This window comes from Vibrio sp. E14, from assembly GCF_020515785.1.
Classification (GTDB): Bacteria; Pseudomonadota; Gammaproteobacteria; order Enterobacterales; family Vibrionaceae; genus Vibrio; species Vibrio diabolicus.
Genome location: NZ_JAHPJI010000005.1, coordinates 313,463 through 330,176, shown reverse-complemented (window position 1 = coordinate 330,176; position 16,714 = coordinate 313,463). Strand labels below are relative to the sequence as shown.

The window sequence follows — 16,714 nt, the reverse complement described above, 5'->3', positions numbered from 1 at the left end:
CTTTCTCCGTGATTAACCGTAACTCAGCACTAAGCCGTGAGTGAGTTTCGTCCAGCCGTCAAGCAAGACAAAGAGTAACAATTTGAAGGGGAGGGAAATCGTCATTGGCGATACCATCATCATGCCCATGGCGAGCAAGATATTCGATACAATTAGGTCGATAGCGATGAACGGTAAGTACAATAGAAAGCCAATTTCAAAAGCACGGGTAAGCTCACTGACCGTAAACGCTGGCAGCAACAGCAACAAGCTATCTGACTCTAAACGGTCCACGTACTTTTGAGGCCATAATGTGCGCGCAGCATCGGTAAAGAATATGGCTTCGGTTTCCCGAATATGTTTTTTCAAAAACTCTCGATAAGGCTGTAAACCGCTTTCAATGAGGCCTTCTACACTTGCAGAATCTTCGAGGGAGATATCATGCTGCTTTACGTAGTCGTAGGTTTCAAAACCGACGGGAGCCATGATGAAAATAGACAAAATGATCGCCAATCCGTACAGCGCCATGTTCGGTGGAATTTGCTGTACACCGAGAGCGTTACGCAGCAGTGAGAATACAACGGCGAGTTTTACAAACGACGTCGCCATCATCGCGATAAATGGGATCAGTGCCAGCAGTGCTAAGCTGACAATGAGATTGAGTTCGTCAGGTAACTGGATCATGCTGGCTCCTGCGTACCACCAAACAGTTCCAGTACGCGCACACCTAAATGCTCATTAACATTAACCAGTTCACACTCACCGACGATTTTGCCGTTGGCACGCAATGTTACCGGCTTAGATACAGGTTGGTTTAGTTCGAATACGTACCCAGGCTGAAGCTGGTTAAGCTGTTCTAGAGTGATGGTTTGATGGCCGATATCAAACGTGAGTTCCACGGGCAGTTGCTGGTGGTCGGTTAACATTTCTGAAGTGTTTACGTCATTCATATTGGTTTCTTTTTCAATAATGTGAAGAATTTGGTCATCCAGTTGGCAGCGCCAGAGATTCTGGTTAGATACTTGAAAAATGGCTTGTTGTTGGGCGATATAACAATCGTCAAAAAAGATCACATCTCCCAGTTCGAGCGAATTAAATTCGCTTAACGTCAAATGGGTTCTTCCAAGACTTAACCACACAGGTAAAGCGAGATGTCGCGCCTGAAGAGAAGCGCTGTTTGGTAGCGCATCCAACAGCACGTTTGCTCCTTCGCTAACCCACAAACAAAGAGAGTCGTTAGGTTTATTGAGGGTTAACATCAAGGTATGTTCTTGAACTTGGCTCGACTCTAACAGTTGTAACTGGCTAAGAATGGGCAACTGACCAAATAGTGCTTTAAATGCCTCACTATGCGGTTCAATCTGAGAACTCAAAAGTGCTAACTGGAGGGAGTTAGGCAGCGACTCAAACGCAGTAGCATTCAGAGTAGACTCAAGCCATTTCTGGAGTTGCGCACGACAAAAATCCACTTGGATCGTTTGCCCTCCAATCAACGTGGTTAAACGGAATCCTTCAAATGAAGGGATTTGAGAAACAGTAATCGATACGCTCTGACCATCAGCCCCTTGGAAATGGCATTGCTTTGCACAAAGTTGATTACTGAGCGCAATACTGTCTGAATCGACTTTGGGTATCGTTAACGGCGTCATAGGTCATTCTCCGCTTGCCATTCTTCATACACGCTACGTTTCTGGCGTGAGTGTTGTTGTTCATTCTGTTGTTGATCGAACTGCTGAGTTTGTTCGCTGATCGCTAGACGAAGTGGCTGCTCACCGCCAAATCGATTTAGGCGTTCGGCAAGATCTTGTCTAGCTTGCTGGCTAATAATGGAAAGGGCATGCTCTTGTCGAATCGTCACGCTATAACCTTGCGCGTCCAACTTGATGTGGATTTCACCACCTTTTAATTGTCCTTCACTCAGAAACAGCCGAACCTCTTTGTTGTCCGATGCGGTTGGCAGCGAAACATAGATTTTGTCCACCAATTGTTGGAGTAACGTGTTTACTTCTCGAGCAGGGGCCGGCTGAGCCTGTGAAGCGACACTCTTTAAAATGACATCGCCTTGTGTTGCCGCGCTCGCAAGGTGTTGAGGATCTGCTTTTTCGTCATCCGCTTTAACGGCCACTAGTGCGATTTTCGTCTCGATTTTCTCAAGCGATTTAGTTTCAGAACGACCATCGGTTTTGTCTGACAGCTTGCCAGTGTCTTGTAGCCGCAGCGTTGCACGTTTATTGTGTGTCGTTTCGGTTAGTTTCGTCGTGAAGTTAGCATTGTTAATTGCATCTTGAGCGAGCGATTTTCCTACGGCCTTTTTAGGGAGAGAACCGTCGAGAGAAGCTTGTGCTTGAGAATGGGGAACGCGCTCAAGCGAGGATGAGCTTGGAGGCTGAGCGCTCTCAAGTTTTTTATCTTTCTCATGCAATTTACTGTTTTCAATTAGGTGTTCTTCGCTATTTGTTGCGTCGTCTTGTGGTTTCTCTACGTCCTTTTTGGTTACAATGTCACTTTTGTCTTTTAATGTGGCGGTATTTCTATAAGTGCTGGCTTCTTGGTTAGAAAGTTTCGATTGTTTGTCTAGGCTTTGAGATGCTTCATGTCTTAACGGAAGGCTCTCGTCTCTGCTCTGCGTGTCTTTTTTGCTCGCAACGGTAGATTCTTCTTCCTTGCGAGGTTTCTCCGTCATTGCACGCTCGAACTGTGACTGAAGCTCAGCCTCTCGCTCCAGGGGCTTTTTTTCTGGCGTTGATTTGTACAGCGTATTCGGTATTTCTTCTGTTGGAGTAATGCGCATAATGAACCTTTAGATAATATCGACAGTGCGAAACTCTTCTTGTTCGAGTTCTTCTTGGTATTGTCTTTCTCGCGACTGTTCCGCGAGTTCTTGTTGTTGCAACTGAACGAATTTTTCTTTGGTTTTATGGGCTTGCCGTGCCTCTTTTTGTTTTTCTTTAAGTACCGAACGTTCGTACTCAAGCGCTTTTTTTGCTTCGGCAACGCGCTGTTTAAGCTCGGCTTCTCGCTCTCTCAACAACGCGATTTCTTGTCTCAATGTTTCCAACTCTTTGAGAACGAGTGTGTGTTGCTTTGCTTTGGCAAAACGTCGTTCTTCTTCTTCCTGACGCCAAACGTGATAGTCCGCTACGGAACGTTCGGCCTTTTGAACCTGTGCTGCCGAATTTGATACTCGGTATTCTTGGCGCTTAACGGCTTTATCCGCACGTTCCGCTCGAATTTGTTTGATTTCTAGTAACCGTTCGATCATTGGTTCGCCATCCCTTTTAGTTGAGCGATAGCACCATCAAGATCACTTGGCTCATGCGTTCCTTGACGTAAAAAGGCGCGTATATCATCACTTTGTGCAATCGCCATATCTGCTCGGCTATCTGCCCCATGCTGGTACTCGCCAATTTTTATCAGTAGCTCAACTTCTTCGTACTTGGCTAACATTTCGCGAAGGTGAGCAGCAGACGCCTGATGATCAGGTTCAACGATTTGATTCATCACGCGGCTTGCTGATCGGAGTACATCAATGGCGGGATAATGGTTCATTGCCGCAAGTTTGCGCGAGAGAATGATGTGCCCATCTAAAATGGAGCGAGTTTCATCGGCGACAGGCTCTGTCATGTCGTCGCCTTCAACCAACACGGTGTACAGCGCTGTAATTGACCCTTTGTCAGATTGACCGGCTCGTTCCATCAGCTTTGGCAAAGCGGCAAAAACGGAAGGCGGATAGCCACGTCGTGTTGGTGGCTCGCCTGCGGCTAGTCCAATTTCTCTCTGTGCGCGGGCGAAACGCGTTACAGAATCCATCAGCAGTAACACGCGTTTACCTTGGTCACGAAAATATTCAGCAATAGAAGTGGCAACAAAAGCGGCTTTGGCACGCTCCATGGCTGGGCGATCGGATGTCGCGACCACTAAAACTGACTTAGCCATACCTTCTTCGCCCAAGTCATGCTCAATAAACTCGCGCACTTCGCGTCCGCGTTCACCAATCAAGGCGAGAACGGTCACGTCAACGTCTGCGGATCGAATCAGTTTTGCGAGGAGGGTACTTTTACCACCGCCAGCCGCTGCAAAAATGCCCATGCGCTGACCTTCACCACAGGTCAGTAGTCCATCAATGGATCGAACCCCAAGAGAGATTGGCTTTTCAATCAGTTTACGTTGCATTGGTGGCGGTGCATCGCGATAAACCGGATACCAAGCACTTGGTTCCTGGCTTTGCGTACCATCGAAAGGACGCCCAAGCCCATCAAGCGTTGTACCTAACAGGTGATCGCCAACACCGACTTCATGCATTTTTCCCATTGGGCTAACTTCTGTATTTGAGGAAATTCCAAACATATTTCCTAACGGTGTGAGCAGAGCGTGATGCTGTTGAAAGCCAACGACTTCCGCTAATAAAGACAGAGTTTGATCAGGATTACGCAACTCACACAGCTCACCAACACGAACGCCGGGGACAACGGCCTTGATGATGGTGCCGGTTACTTGCGTAACGCGCCCGCGAATTTGGATCAGACGAGTTTGCCTGATCGCAGATTGTTGGATATCAGTGATGTATGAGAAATCGTTCAAGGTAAAAATATGCGCAATGATTGATGTTGGGAGGATAGAAAGGATGAGGGAGTATTTATAGTGAATATCAGTCGGGAGTTTTTAGAAAACTGAAAACGCACTAAAAAAACACGTCTGATTTTGACAGCTTCGAGAAAGCGCACTTCCTATAATTCGCCTGTATTGTACGGAAGGAGTGCAAGTGAATGAGTATTATCAACAATCATATCGCAACAAACCCAAAGTTTGATGCGTCTATCCAAAACGGGTTGGAATCGTCTCGTACCGACGCTTCACGAAAAGGCAATTATCGCGGTGAAACGGTCCGTGTTCACAATGCCACACAATCACTTTTTGATGCGATGGAAGAGCTCACTTCACTCGGTTCCGAAAAAGCAGAAAAAGATTTGACCAAGCGTAAAGTGAAAGACAGTGGCGTTCGAGTTAATGAAGCGCACGAACTCGTTTCTGACTATCTGCGAAAAGTCCCTGATCTTGAAAAGAACCAAAAGATCAAAGATCTGGCTGCAAAAATGGCGGGAGGAAATATCTCGACCATCGCTCAATTGCAAGCTTATTTGAATGGATTTTCAGAGGAGAAAAGCCATCAATACCTTGCGTTAAAAGCCGTTAAAAAGTTTTTGAGTGCGAGCCCAGAAAGTAAACATCTACTAGCGCTGATTGACCAAGCGATTCTGAGAATCGAGCAAAACCCAGATTCTTGGGCTCAAATTGATACGGAAATTCGCGTCTCAAATTTTGCTGATGAGTACAGCCAAGAGCAAGAGTTTAGCTCATTACACCAGCTGCGCGGTTTCTATCGCGATACCGTTCATAGTTATCAAGGGCTCGGAGCCGCTTATCAAGACGTAGTGGCGCGCTTTGGTGAGCAGGAGGTATCGACCGCTGTTGACTTTATGCTGCAAGGCATGAGTGCAGATCTTAGTGTTCAAGGCAGCAGTATCGACTCGGTCAAGTTGCAGTGGTTGATGTCCGATATGCAAAAACTCAAAACTCTGAATACGTTGCAAGATCGCGTGAGTCAGTTGTTCCAAATGTTTAAACCGGAAAGGACGAGTTATGGCTTATCAAGTTGCTAATTTGATGGCTGATGTGATTGCGTTGGTAGAGCAGCGATGGGTAAGCAGTGATGAGATTTGGAAAGTCGCTAACGCAATGGAATTGACGGCGGTACAACAAAAAATCGATTTTTTTCGAGAGTTCCACAAGTTAGTTCGCGCGATCCCTATTGACGTATTCGCCGATGAAGAACAACGACAGAATTTAATACAAGCGGTACAAAAGGCGCTAGACGAAGCCATTGATATAGAAGAAGAGGAAGCGTGGGAAGATGAGTTGGATTGATGCATCCGTCAATGAATTTTGCCGAGGAATGGGGCTCGATGCCGTCGATTTCTCATCAGCTGGACGGGTGCAGCTGGATTTTGAGCAAAGCGGTACACTACATATTGAGCGACACGGGGAGCAGCTATTCTTGATGTTGTCTCAAGCGTTATCTTGGCATCAAACCAGTGACATCATTCAAAGCGCACTCAGTTTGTGTCATGCCGATCAAGGCTGGCCTTTCGAAATTAAAACCGGCTTGTTAGATGAGCAAACTTTGGTTTTTTCCGCGAGGTTAAACGGAGAAGAGGTCACGCTTCCGACTTTAGAACAAGCGTTTACGCTTTTGGTTCGTCTACATAACGATGTGGCAACCTCATGACTCGAGTAAGCACTTTAAACGTAGGCATAGAAGCCTTCACGCATGTTACTCATAGTGAGGTTAAGGCCGATTTCCCTGAACGGTTTCAATTACTTCCTGATGGACAGGCGGTCGCTACGCATTTAGAGAAGCTCTATGACCTCAGGCCTTCAGACCAATACCTAATCGCGTTAACCAAGCCAAAATTGTTGCACTCAGAATTGTTGCGTCCAGAAAAGTACCGCCAACAGTTCGATGAAACGTTAGCTCAGTTGCAAGTTCTTGCACAGGATTCAGGCTCCGCTTCTTTTATCAAAGCATCCGAAACGTTACAAAGCACGCAACTGGATCAGCGCTACCTCACCATGGCGCTCAATCTTCTTATCCAGGTCTAACCAACATGTTGAGATCCAAAGACATTGAACTGTTGCTTGTTCACGCGGCACTACAAGTTCAATACCAAAAGCCAGAGCATGCTATCTCTATTCTCGACGCGGTTTTAGAGATAGACCCGCAACACAAAGAGGCGATGCAAACGCTCGCAGTGGCGTGTTTACAAAGTGGTCGATATGCCCGTGCTGTTGAGGTATGTGAGCACTTATTAAAATCCGACCTTAAACCTGATTCGGCAGGACTCTGGTTTTGCTTAAGCCAAGCTCGTTGGAAACAAAATGACGTCGATGGGGCACGCCAAGCGCACCGACGCTATCTGCAATCTTTAAATAGTGAATCACATGAATAAGTTGATCGATATTTTGAACAAGGTAGGGCAACGCAAAGACATCATGCTTGCTGTGATGTTGCTCGCGATCGTCTTTATGATGATATTGCCACTGCCTACCGCGCTGGTGGATGTGCTGATTGGCACCAACATGAGCATTGCGGTGGTGCTGCTTATGTTAGCGATTTACATCACTACGCCGCTTGAGTTCTCTGCGTTTCCCGCAGTGCTACTGATCACGACATTGTTTCGTTTGTCTTTATCCATCACGACAACCCGTTTGATCTTGCTGCAAGGCGATGCTGGTCAAATCGTTTATACATTCGGTAACTTCGTTGTGGGCGGTAACTTAGTGGTCGGTATCGTTGTGTTCCTGATCATTACCATTGTTCAGTTTATGGTGATCACCAAAGGCTCGGAGAGGGTTGCAGAAGTTAGTGCGCGATTCTCACTTGATGCGATGCCTGGTAAGCAGATGAGTATTGACGGTGACATGCGCGCTGGGGTGATTGACGTACACGAAGCACGGCACCGACGATCACTGATTGAAAAAGAAAGCCAAATGTATGGCTCGATGGATGGCGCGATGAAGTTCGTTAAAGGCGACTCCATTGCTGGTTTGGTCATCATTGTGGTCAACATCTTAGGTGGCGTCACGATCGGGGTAACGCAAAAAGGCATGAGTGCTTCTGAAGCGCTTGAGTTGTTTGCGATTTTGACCGTTGGCGATGGTTTGGTGTCGCAAATTCCGGCTCTGTTTATCGCGATTACGGCCGGTATTATCGTGACGCGTGTTTCTCATGAAGACTCTTCTGATCTTGGTTCGGACATTGGTGGGCAGGTCATTGCTCAGCCACGTGCGCTTCTTATTGGCGGTGTGCTTTTGGTGCTGTTCGCACTGATTCCTGGTTTTCCAAAAATTACTTTTCTGGTCTTGGCCACAGTGGTTGGTGGTGGTGGTTTCTTCCTTTTCTATCAACAGAAAAAACAGGCTGAATCAGATAGTACCGACTTACCAAGCTTTGTTTCGCAAGGGGCGGGTTCACCAGCAGCGAAGCCAAGCAAACCAACCCCATCTAGAAACAGTAAAGGCAAATTAGGTGAGCAAGAAGAGTTCGCCATGACGGTCCCGCTCTTAATTGATCTTGACGCGAGCCTTCAGGAAAGCTTGGAAGCGGTCGCATTGAATGAAGAGCTAGCAAGGGTGAGGCGCGCACTATATCTCGACCTCGGCGTGCCTTTCCCGGGTATCCACCTGCGTTTTAACGAGGGGATGCAAAATGGCGAATATTTAATTCAGTTACAAGAAGTTCCGGTTGCACGAGGACGAATTGTTAAAGATCAACTCTTGGTGACAGAAGGGAATGAACAGATTGATTTATTAGGCGTGCCTTATGAGCAAGATGAAGATTTTCTACCTGGTATTTCTAGCATTTGGGTGGCACAGAGTTATGAGCAAAAACTCGTAGCCAGTCATGTCGGTTTTCTCACACCCGACAGGATTTTAACGTACCACTTGTCTTATGTTCTCAAGGAGTACGCACAAGACTTTATTGGTATTCAGGAGACGCGTTATCTGTTGGAGCAGATGGAAGGCAGTTATTCGGAGCTCGTTAAAGAGGCCCAGCGTATTGTTCCGTTGCAAAAAATGACGGAAATCTTGCAACGCTTGGTTTCTGAAGACATTTCTATCCGAAACCTTCGCGTGATCTTGGAAGCCATGGTTGAGTGGGGCCAAAAAGAGAAAGATGTTGTACAGCTGACGGAGTACATTCGTTCCAGCTTAAAACGTTACATTTGCTACAAATACGCGAGCGGACAAAACATGTTGCCCGCTTACTTATTGGATCAAAGCCTCGAAGACACAATACGCAGCGGTATTCGTCAAACCTCAGCAGGGAGTTACTTGGCGTTAGACCCGTCAGTAACGCAACAATTTGTCAGTGATGTGAAACAGACCGTTGGTGACTTAAGCCGTATGCCGAATAAGCCTGTGTTAGTTGTGTCTATGGATGTACGCCGATATGTGCGAAAGCTTATTGAATCGGAATACTACGATCTGCCTGTTTTGTCATTTCAAGAACTAACCCAGCAAATCAATATTCAGCCACTTGGAAGGGTGGGGATGTAATGAAAACAAAACTAATGCTCTCGCTTGCGCAAGCGGGGATCGAAGTGACGCCATACTTTTGGCAAAAAAGTGAAATTCAACTTGGTTATCGAATTGAAGTTGAGGGCTTAGAGCTCGTTTTTCGGGTGGAGGACGGTGAAATCATCATCGTTCTTCTGAAACGCGTTCGTCCAAAATTGGGGTTGAGTAACCCCTTTGCCGGCTTATTTCTCTTGGCTGAACATGCCATTCAACTTTATCCCTCCGATTGGGTCATTCGCGGCAACGTCGATGTGTTACGTGGTAGCAACATGAGCAGCCAGCGATTAGCACAGTTCTATCTAAAAGCATGCGGTGCAAGCCATGATGAGCTAGAAGACTGGTACTGTTTACGCCTAGCAGATTATAGACCTTTGAAAAAGTTGAAAAAGTTGAAAAAGTAAAAACTCACGACTGTTACTGACAGCACCGATGAGATGACCCGCTTTAAGATAGGAATCAAGATGAAGCAACCGTTTACCGATGCGATTGAGAACGCTGAGCTTGCCATTAGAAAAGCTGAAGACAGAACCGATATTTTTAACGAGCTATTGGAAGGCTTAGGTGTTGGTCCTGTTGCGGGTGATGTTTTACTTGGCGGCATAAAAGCGCCAGTAAATACCATGAAACGTGCAGAGCAAGAGCTAATAGACGAAGTCCAGCGCCGCCGGCAACAACAAAATCAGCTACAAGGTACGTCAGGTAAACGCAGAAAGCGTCCCACAGTGATGCGCGGCATGATGATTTAGAGGTTTGGAAATGACGAATATGAAAACGACTGGCTCTACGACAGGAGCAACAGACACAGCTGCGAGTAGTGCACCATTACCCACTTTCCAACAAAACTTGATAGAGGCATTTACCCCTGTACTGGGTGAAGCAGAGACTCAGCAACTTGCCTCGATAATCTCTTCATTGCCAACTATCTCGGGACAAACGGAATCACAAAGCATCGCGCTTTATGTTGATACGCTTGAAAACCTAAAAGCGAAAAATAACGCGTTTGCTGATATATCATTGACCGACACCGCATCTGTTTGGATAAAGTCTCTACAAAGTGCTAACTCAGATGGCGAATTAACCACAGCCGAGTTTAATGCTCAAACAAACCAAACGCTATCAAATCAGTTTCAGGCTTGGTTTAGTAAGTTACTGAAGGAAAACGTAGATAGCTCGTTATCTACTGAGTTTGTTAGTCAATTTAGTTTGGGGACTCAGAGTAACCAAGCGGAGCAGATCGCCAACCTCTCCGAGACAGGTCTGGCTAATGCCACCAAAGAAATTTCTCTTTTTGTTGCAGAGCTTGCTAATCAAATGGGCTCCCGTGAAGTGAGAGATGCTTCTATTTCTTTTCTTCGCAATGCCTTTAGTAGCTTAGGTTCCGTTAATCTCGCGCAACTGAAGAGCTCGGACTTTCTGTTGACTAAAGAGAGTTTCGCTCTTCAAGTCTCAGCTCAATTAAAAAGTAGTTTTCAAGGCATCGGTATTACTTTAAGCACCGATGACGCAAGTGCGCTAGCTAGCAGAATTACCTGGACTCCTGGTATTTCTAAACAGCAGCTTAAAGAGGCGTTAAATGAAATGGCCGCTCAAGTGAAAGGCCAATATAGCGCAGCTTATGGAGATGCGGCTGGAACAAACAACCTAAAAGCAGCACTTAACACCGTTATTGGCGGAACCGAACCTTTGACGCTTTCTGGCTTGTTCGCCAACTTCGCCGTGAGTTTAACAAAGATAGAAATCGACAACTTTTACCAAGATAGCGCGATAGACGATGTCCAAAAGACACAAATAACGCCAGCTCAAGTTAATTTGATCAAAGAAAACACCGAACGAGACATCCGATTACAGTTTGAAAAAATAGTAAAAGGTGAATCTACCGGGGCTTCATTTACTGAGCGATACGAGGCATTGCGCAAGAACTTAGGGGCATTGAAAGAGCGTCTACTCAATATCACCGACAAAGAGAAAGCGGATCGCGAGGTGAGAGCAGAGCACTCTCTAACGGCTCGTGATTTGCTGGCTGTCGTTGAGTCTAGCATTGGCGACCGCTTTGATGAGCAAGTGCTGCTTGCACTAAATGAGCGTCGTGTTAACCGTTTAGAGAAACGTAATGACCAGAAAGAGGCATTAGAGGATCTCACAATACAGCTTAAAGTTTTTGGTGTTGTGCAATCAAAAATTCACTCAAAGCAAAGTGTGGATGGGACTTACACACCGGGGAGCAATCTATTTAGCGCTTCTGATTTTAACTACAGCTCGGAAGCAGAATTCAAAAAATCACCGGAATACAAGTATCTCGAACAAAACGGCATTAAAACCCACACCGACTTTTTTGATACACAGGGCATCGCCGTTGAGAGCACAAGTTTCAAAGACGAAGAGAAGAGTAAAAAGCTCTCTAATTTCTCTAGCTCGGTCAGTGACAAATCCAAACTACTCAACGACGAAGTTCAAATTAAAACGACAGAGCTAAATGATACTAGCTCCCAATACAACTCTACCGTTGAAGCAATGAACAAGTTTGTTCAGAAGTACCACAGTATTTTACAAGAAATCCTACGAGCCATTTAAGGATAACAACCATGACTAAAACAAACGCGACCGATCCATCCCAAATGCAAGCAGAAGAGCTGCTGTCTTTTTTGGAAGAGGGAGGCACGCTAAAAATGTTGCACGATGTGTCTCAGGACACCATCGAACACATTTATGCCGTAGGTTACAACTTTTTCCAATCGGGAAAGATTGAGCAAGCAGCGAAAGTATTTCAATTACTCAGCATGCTTGATCATTATCAGGCGCGATTTTTCATTGGCCTTGGCGCGGCTCGTCAGGAGTTGGGTGAGTATCTGCAGGCAATAGACGCCTACAGCTACGCAGCGCTAGTGGACGTAAATGATCCACGCCCACCTTTTCACTCTGCTGAATGTCACCTGAAACTGGAACAACTGACAGAAGCAGAGAGTGGGTTTTATAGCGCGAAGGAGATGTCTGCCGGAAAATCACAATATGCAGATTTGCATGAGCGTGCAGGCATCATGTTAGAAGCGGTGAGAAATAAAAAGGAGTAATTAGACTATGAGTTCTATTGCACTTGACCGCATCCAGACACAGGTTTATAGCCCTGAATCTGGCCAAGCCACGTTAGATAACGTGCAGAAAACGGCGTCTACAGCGACGCCTTCTGTGACGGTAGAAAACGTGAAGAGTAAAGATGCAGATGTACTGAACACCGGAAAAGTAAAAGTTCAGTTAGATGCACCTAACGCAGCTGTTAGCGACAAAGTGAATGATTTGACGCTAAAAGCCATGGCACAGCTGCAAAAGATCGTCGATACCATTGCAAAATCTCTCCATGCAGTTGCAGATCAAACAGGTTCGATTGCAGTCAAAATCATCGCAGGTTCTGCTGATGATTTTGAAGTAGAGCTTGCTGCTATCACGGATAAACTGAAAAGTGCTCAAAACGAGCTGAAAATTCAGGAAGTGAAGGTCGCAAAAGCTAAGCACGAAAAAGAGATGGTTGAAAACCAAGACAAAATCAAAGAATCGGAAGCCGCTGCAAAAGAAGCCCAAAAATCAGGCTTAGCAGCGAAGATCTTTGGTTGGATCAGTGCGGTGGTTTCTATTGTTGTTGGTGCCGTAATGGTGGCAACGGGTGTTGGTGCAGCAGCTGGTGCTCTTATGATCGCTGGTGGCGTCATGGGAGCAGTGAGCATGGCGCTGCAAGAGCCAGCCGTTCAAGATGCGCTAAAAGAAGCGGGCGTAAATGTCGATGTGCTAAACAAAGTCGTAATGGCATTAGAAATCGCAGTCGCGGTTATCGGAGCTGTTGTGACGTTTGGTGGTGCAGTAGCTGGCGGTATCGCGAAACTTGCAGCAAAAGGTGCTGGCAAGATAGCTCAAAAGGTCACAGAAATCGCTACGAAAACAGCTGCAAATATGGCGAAAGTGGCGGACATGGGCTCAAAAGCCGCGACAACGACCGCAAAAGCGATTCGTTACGGAGCAGAAACTGTCGATATTGCCGTCAACGTAGGTAAAGGCGCTACGGACAGTGTTCATGCCGCTAACAATGCTCACGTAACTGAGATTCAGGCAGATATCACGGACCTTCGCGCCAAAATGACCTTAAGCCAGGCCGTCATCGACAAGCTTAAAGAAGAAATTGGCAAGTTGATGGAAGATTTCCAAGAGCTGATGAGCGTCATCATGCAAATGATCCAAGCGAAAAGTGAAACCATGCAAACGGTGTTAAGCCGTCCTGCAACGGTATAAGGAGTTTATTATGCTAGATAAAGTAGGCGGAACGGGACGCGGCGAACTGTATGGTTTAGGCGATACCATTAAAACCAACAAAGCAGAAAAAGCGCCGGAAACAAAGCTTGAAGCAGGCGCCGTTAAAAGCCAAAGTGAGTCAGGTGTTTCTGGTGCAGCACGCTACCAGTTAGAGACGCCTAAAGCTCCTACAGTGAGTAACCAAGCTCAAGTTGTTGCAAACCTAATGAGCGCTCTTGCACCGACGGTGAGCTCATTAATGAGCACAACGATGAAAGCGCTTAACGGTGAGGAGGTGATCAAGTCACCATCAGATGCGGTATCACAATCGTTGACGCTATTAACATTGTTGTATCAAGTATCAAAGCTGAGCCGTGAGCAGCAAGTGCTACAACGTGAAATTGCTGTTGAAGCAAACGTCGCGAGTTTAGAAAGCCAAGCGGCAGAACTAAACAACTCGGCAAGTGCGATGATCGCGATGGCAGTCGTTTCGGGTGTATTAGCGGGAGCAACAGCCATTATTGGTGCCCTTGGTTCTTTCAAAGCAGGGAAAGAAATCAAGAATGAAATGGCGAGCAATAATGTACTGAAAACGCAAAAAGCTGGCTTCGATCAAGCAGAAGAGTTATTGAATAACAATAGCTTGTCTAAAACTCAGCAAGATCAGGTTAAGCGTGCGCACTCACTAGCGAAAGACAATATCGCAGACACGACAGCGCAGCTGACAAGTGGTGGCCGTAAGTTCGATAAGTTGATGAGCTCAAACCAAGCGAAGAACGCTATTCTTCAAGCTTTGGGCCAGATGGCAAACTCAGCATCGAATGTAGAGCAAACCAAAGCGCAAGCGCGCAGCAAAGATGATGAAGTACAAGCGACTCGCGCACAAGCAGCCAAACAGAAAGCCGATGAAAACATTGGTTTCCAAGAAGGTTTATTGAAAGAACTACGTGACTTGTTCCGTTCTATCTCAGATAGTCAGAACCAAGCGTGGCGAGCGTCAGTCCCAACGGTGTAACCGTCCATCTCACTAACTACAAAGCGTTGTTTATACAACGCTTTTTTTGTGTGATTCAAGTATAGATATTATTTATCAGTAGGTTACGTTGATAAAAAAGTACATATCTATAATTCAACCTTCAAAGATGAGAACTCAAACGTTATCAAATTGTTAACGGTTGCTATACTTAAACGGTCATCAACACAGGTAAAAAGGATGTTCAATGTTTAAGTTTAAGCAAATCGCACTTGCTGCTTCTTTAGCGGCACTCACAACAGGCTTTTCTGCGTCTGCGGAAGAAACGTTTGTCACGATTGGTACTGGTGGCGTAACAGGGGTTTATTATCCGACTGGTGGAGCAATTTGTCGCTTAGTCAATAAATCGCGAGAAGAGCACGGTATTCGTTGTTCGGTAGAAAGTACCGGGGGATCGATTTATAACATCAACACTATTCGTGCTGGTGAATTGGATCTCGGTATCGCTCAATCAGACTGGCAATATCATGCTTACAAAGGAACCAGTAAGTTTAAGGAAAGCGGGCCTTTTAAAGAACTACGCGCCGTATTCTCCGTTCATCCAGAACCGTTCACTGTCGTTGCACGTAAAGACGCGAACATCAAAACTTTTGATGATTTGAAAGGTAAGCGCGTCAACATTGGTAACCCTGGCTCTGGTCAACGAGGTACCATGGAAGTGTTAATGAGCCAGTATGGCTGGAGTAACGATGACTTTAAGCTTGTGTCTGAGTTAAAAGCAGCAGAGCAATCAAAAGCACTTTGTGATAACAAAATTGATGCGATGATTTATACCGTTGGTCACCCAAGTGGAGCGATTAAAGAAGCCACTACGTCGTGTGATAGTAATATCGTAACGGTAGCTGGACCTAATGTAGAAAAATTGATTGCAGACAATAGCTTCTATCGTGTCGCAAATGTACCGGGTGGTATGTATCGTGGCACAGATAGTGATGTTCAAACCTTTGGTGTGGGTGCGACGTTTGTTTCCTCTACTGCGGTACCAGAAGATGTGGTTTATAACGTGGTCAAAGCGGTATTTGAAAACTTCGATGATTTCCGCCGTCTCCACCCAGCGTTTGCGAACTTGAAGAAAGAGGAAATGGTAAAAGACGGTTTATCTGCGCCTCTTCACCCAGGTGCGCTTAAATACTACAAAGAAGTAGGGCTGATTAAGTAACCGTTACTTTCGCTTATTATTGATGTAAAACGCCATCTTTCGCGACTAATGCCACTCGTTTAACAGCGAGTGGCATATTTATGTCTCTCGTCATCCTGTACAGCGACGGAGGAGCGTGATAAAGGATCTTCTATCCGAGCACTTTATGGTCAAAATAGTTTCATTAGCCGCTCAGCGTACTGCTATTAGATTCCTAGTCTCGCCAAGGCTCGCTGGAATGACACAAAAACATCGTTAAGCGATCAGCATTAATCTTTCGCGATGGCGTTTTTTGTTGGGGTGTTATCTACTTGTGCAAGCTTTGTTTAAGCATAAACATCAATGAAAAAGTAGATAGTGATCAGAATAGAAGAAAGAGCAACAAACCCTTTAACATGATTGGGATTAAGTTGACGAGATACACGAGCTGCAAGATAACCACCCACCAACGTACCGACCAAAACAACGCTACCTGTGCGCCAGTCAATGGAACCATTCGCAACAAAAATCACGATAGCAATGAGTGAAACACACGTAGATACCAGCAATTTCAAACCGTTCATTAAATTAATATCTTGGTGACCCGCTACTACCAGATAACTCAGAACAATAACCCCTAAACCTGCGTTGAAAAAACCACCGTAAGCAGAGACACCAACAAGTAATAGACCCAAAGCGATTGCTCCGAGTATTCCTGCGTGTTTGTGCTCTTTCGCGACAGTTTTGATAAGCATTGTTAAACGAGAACCAGTCAGGAAAAGCACGGTGGCAAACAAGAGTAGCCAAGGAATGGCTTCCAAAAATAGCGACTCTGGTGTGTTGAGCAGCAGATATGCTCCGACAGCGCCACCTACTAAACTGAATGAGACTGTGAACAACAGTTCTTGTTTGTTCTTCATGATCTCTTCTCTGAAGCCAACGGCTCCGCTAATGTACCCCGCACATGAAGCATAAGTATTTGTTGCATTGGCCATAATTGGAGGCACACCAACCGCCAATAGGGCCGGAAAAGTAATAAAGCTTCCGCCTCCCGCAATGGAGTTAATGATCCCACCAACTACGCCGGCAACGAATAAAAGCGCTAGTTCTAAAAGCATAAACAATCCTTGTTATGTTCTTTTTCATTGTTAGAGCTTTAGATGGCCCATCCC

The 16,714-nt window shown here is 45.8% G+C and carries 19 protein-coding genes; 13 read left to right on the top strand and 6 right to left on the bottom strand.

Annotated elements, in window-relative coordinates; genetic code table 11:
• Positions 1–12 precede the first annotated feature (12 nt).
• Genes vscR through vscN form a run of 5 tightly spaced genes read right to left on the bottom strand, consistent with a single transcriptional unit; the run spans position 13 to position 4,560 of the window.
• Complete coding sequence (gene vscR, locus LIX84_RS16045) at positions 13–663, bottom strand: SctR family type III secretion system export apparatus subunit VscR (protein ID WP_005377232.1); 651 nt, start codon at positions 661–663, stop codon at positions 13–15.
• Positions 660–1,628 carry a type III secretion system cytoplasmic ring protein SctQ gene (gene sctQ / locus LIX84_RS16040; protein WP_226421720.1) on the bottom strand — a complete coding sequence of 323 codons (969 nt, stop codon included), beginning with the start codon at positions 1,626–1,628 and terminating at the stop codon, positions 660–662. Before sctQ ends, vscR begins: the two co-directional genes overlap by 4 nt.
• Positions 1,625–2,770, bottom strand: coding sequence for a type III secretion system needle length determinant (locus LIX84_RS16035; RefSeq protein ID WP_226421719.1), 1,146 nt, complete (start codon positions 2,768–2,770; stop codon positions 1,625–1,627). The genes sctQ and LIX84_RS16035 overlap by 4 nt, the downstream gene beginning before the upstream one ends.
• Positions 2,771–2,779: 9 nt before the next feature.
• On the bottom strand, positions 2,780–3,241 hold the full coding sequence (locus LIX84_RS16030) for a type III secretion protein (protein ID WP_048626446.1): 462 nt from the start codon (positions 3,239–3,241) through the stop codon (positions 2,780–2,782).
• Positions 3,238–4,560 carry a SctN family type III secretion system ATPase VscN gene (gene vscN, locus LIX84_RS16025; protein ID WP_005395117.1) on the bottom strand — a complete coding sequence of 441 codons (1,323 nt, stop codon included), beginning with the start codon at positions 4,558–4,560 and terminating at the stop codon, positions 3,238–3,240. Before vscN ends, LIX84_RS16030 begins: the two co-directional genes overlap by 4 nt.
• A 185-nt stretch (positions 4,561–4,745) precedes the next feature.
• On the opposite strand from vscN, the gene sctW reads away from it, so the two are divergent.
• The 13 genes from sctW to LIX84_RS15960 all read left to right on the top strand — a co-directional run bounded on the left by sctW (position 4,746) and on the right by LIX84_RS15960 (position 15,584).
• A complete protein-coding gene (gene sctW, locus LIX84_RS16020) occupies positions 4,746–5,639 on the top strand; it encodes a type III secretion system gatekeeper subunit SctW (RefSeq protein WP_053807473.1) in 894 nt (297 codons plus the stop codon).
• On the top strand, positions 5,620–5,904 hold the full coding sequence (locus LIX84_RS16015; protein WP_053807472.1) for a TyeA family type III secretion system gatekeeper subunit: 285 nt from the start codon (positions 5,620–5,622) through the stop codon (positions 5,902–5,904). The genes sctW and LIX84_RS16015 overlap by 20 nt, the downstream gene beginning before the upstream one ends.
• Positions 5,891–6,265 (top strand): type III secretion chaperone SycN, encoded by a 375-nt coding sequence (sycN, locus tag LIX84_RS16010; RefSeq protein WP_012841776.1) that lies wholly within the window; start codon positions 5,891–5,893, stop codon positions 6,263–6,265. Before LIX84_RS16015 ends, sycN begins: the two co-directional genes overlap by 14 nt.
• Entirely contained in the window at positions 6,262–6,639 is a 378-nt protein-coding gene (gene vscX, locus LIX84_RS16005; RefSeq protein WP_005377246.1) for a type III secretion system protein VscX, read from the top strand. The genes sycN and vscX overlap by 4 nt, the downstream gene beginning before the upstream one ends.
• A gap of 5 nt (positions 6,640–6,644) precedes the next feature.
• Entirely contained in the window at positions 6,645–6,986 is a 342-nt protein-coding gene (gene vscY, locus LIX84_RS16000; protein WP_005395110.1) for a type III secretion system chaperone VscY, read from the top strand.
• Positions 6,970–9,096 (top strand): SctV family type III secretion system export apparatus subunit VcrD, encoded by a 2,127-nt coding sequence (gene vcrD, locus LIX84_RS15995; protein WP_329958996.1) that lies wholly within the window; start codon positions 6,970–6,972, stop codon positions 9,094–9,096. Before vscY ends, vcrD begins: the two co-directional genes overlap by 17 nt.
• A complete protein-coding gene (locus LIX84_RS15990) occupies positions 9,096–9,518 on the top strand; it encodes an LcrR family type III secretion system chaperone (protein ID WP_104974071.1) in 423 nt (140 codons plus the stop codon). The genes vcrD and LIX84_RS15990 overlap by 1 nt, the downstream gene beginning before the upstream one ends.
• 60 nt (positions 9,519–9,578) lie before the next feature.
• The gene (locus LIX84_RS15985; protein ID WP_054867031.1) at positions 9,579–9,863 is read left to right on the top strand and encodes an LcrG family type III secretion system chaperone; all 285 of its coding nucleotides are present in this window, start codon (positions 9,579–9,581) and stop codon (positions 9,861–9,863) included.
• A gap of 10 nt (positions 9,864–9,873) precedes the next feature.
• The gene (locus tag LIX84_RS15980; protein ID WP_329958995.1) at positions 9,874–11,688 is read left to right on the top strand and encodes a virulence-associated V antigen; all 1,815 of its coding nucleotides are present in this window, start codon (positions 9,874–9,876) and stop codon (positions 11,686–11,688) included.
• Between the two features lie 11 nt (positions 11,689–11,699).
• Positions 11,700–12,185, top strand: a complete 486-nt coding sequence (gene vcrH, locus LIX84_RS15975) for a SycD/LcrH family type III secretion system chaperone VcrH (RefSeq protein WP_005377258.1) — start codon at positions 11,700–11,702, stop codon at positions 12,183–12,185.
• A gap of 7 nt (positions 12,186–12,192) precedes the next feature.
• Positions 12,193–13,392, top strand: a complete 1,200-nt coding sequence (gene vopB / locus LIX84_RS15970) for a type III secretion system translocon subunit VopB (RefSeq protein ID WP_226421716.1) — start codon at positions 12,193–12,195, stop codon at positions 13,390–13,392.
• A 10-nt stretch (positions 13,393–13,402) separates the two neighbouring features.
• A complete protein-coding gene (gene vopD / locus LIX84_RS15965) occupies positions 13,403–14,407 on the top strand; it encodes a type III secretion system translocon subunit VopD (RefSeq protein ID WP_005377262.1) in 1,005 nt (334 codons plus the stop codon).
• A gap of 205 nt (positions 14,408–14,612) precedes the next feature.
• Positions 14,613–15,584 (top strand): TAXI family TRAP transporter solute-binding subunit, encoded by a 972-nt coding sequence (locus tag LIX84_RS15960; RefSeq protein WP_226421715.1) that lies wholly within the window; start codon positions 14,613–14,615, stop codon positions 15,582–15,584.
• A gap of 305 nt (positions 15,585–15,889) precedes the next feature.
• On the opposite strand, the gene LIX84_RS15955 is transcribed toward LIX84_RS15960, so the two are convergent.
• Positions 15,890–16,660: a sulfite exporter TauE/SafE family protein gene (locus LIX84_RS15955; protein ID WP_005395076.1), complete on the bottom strand. Its 771-nt coding sequence runs from the start codon at positions 16,658–16,660 to the stop codon at positions 15,890–15,892.
• Between the last annotated feature and the right edge of the window lie 54 nt (positions 16,661–16,714).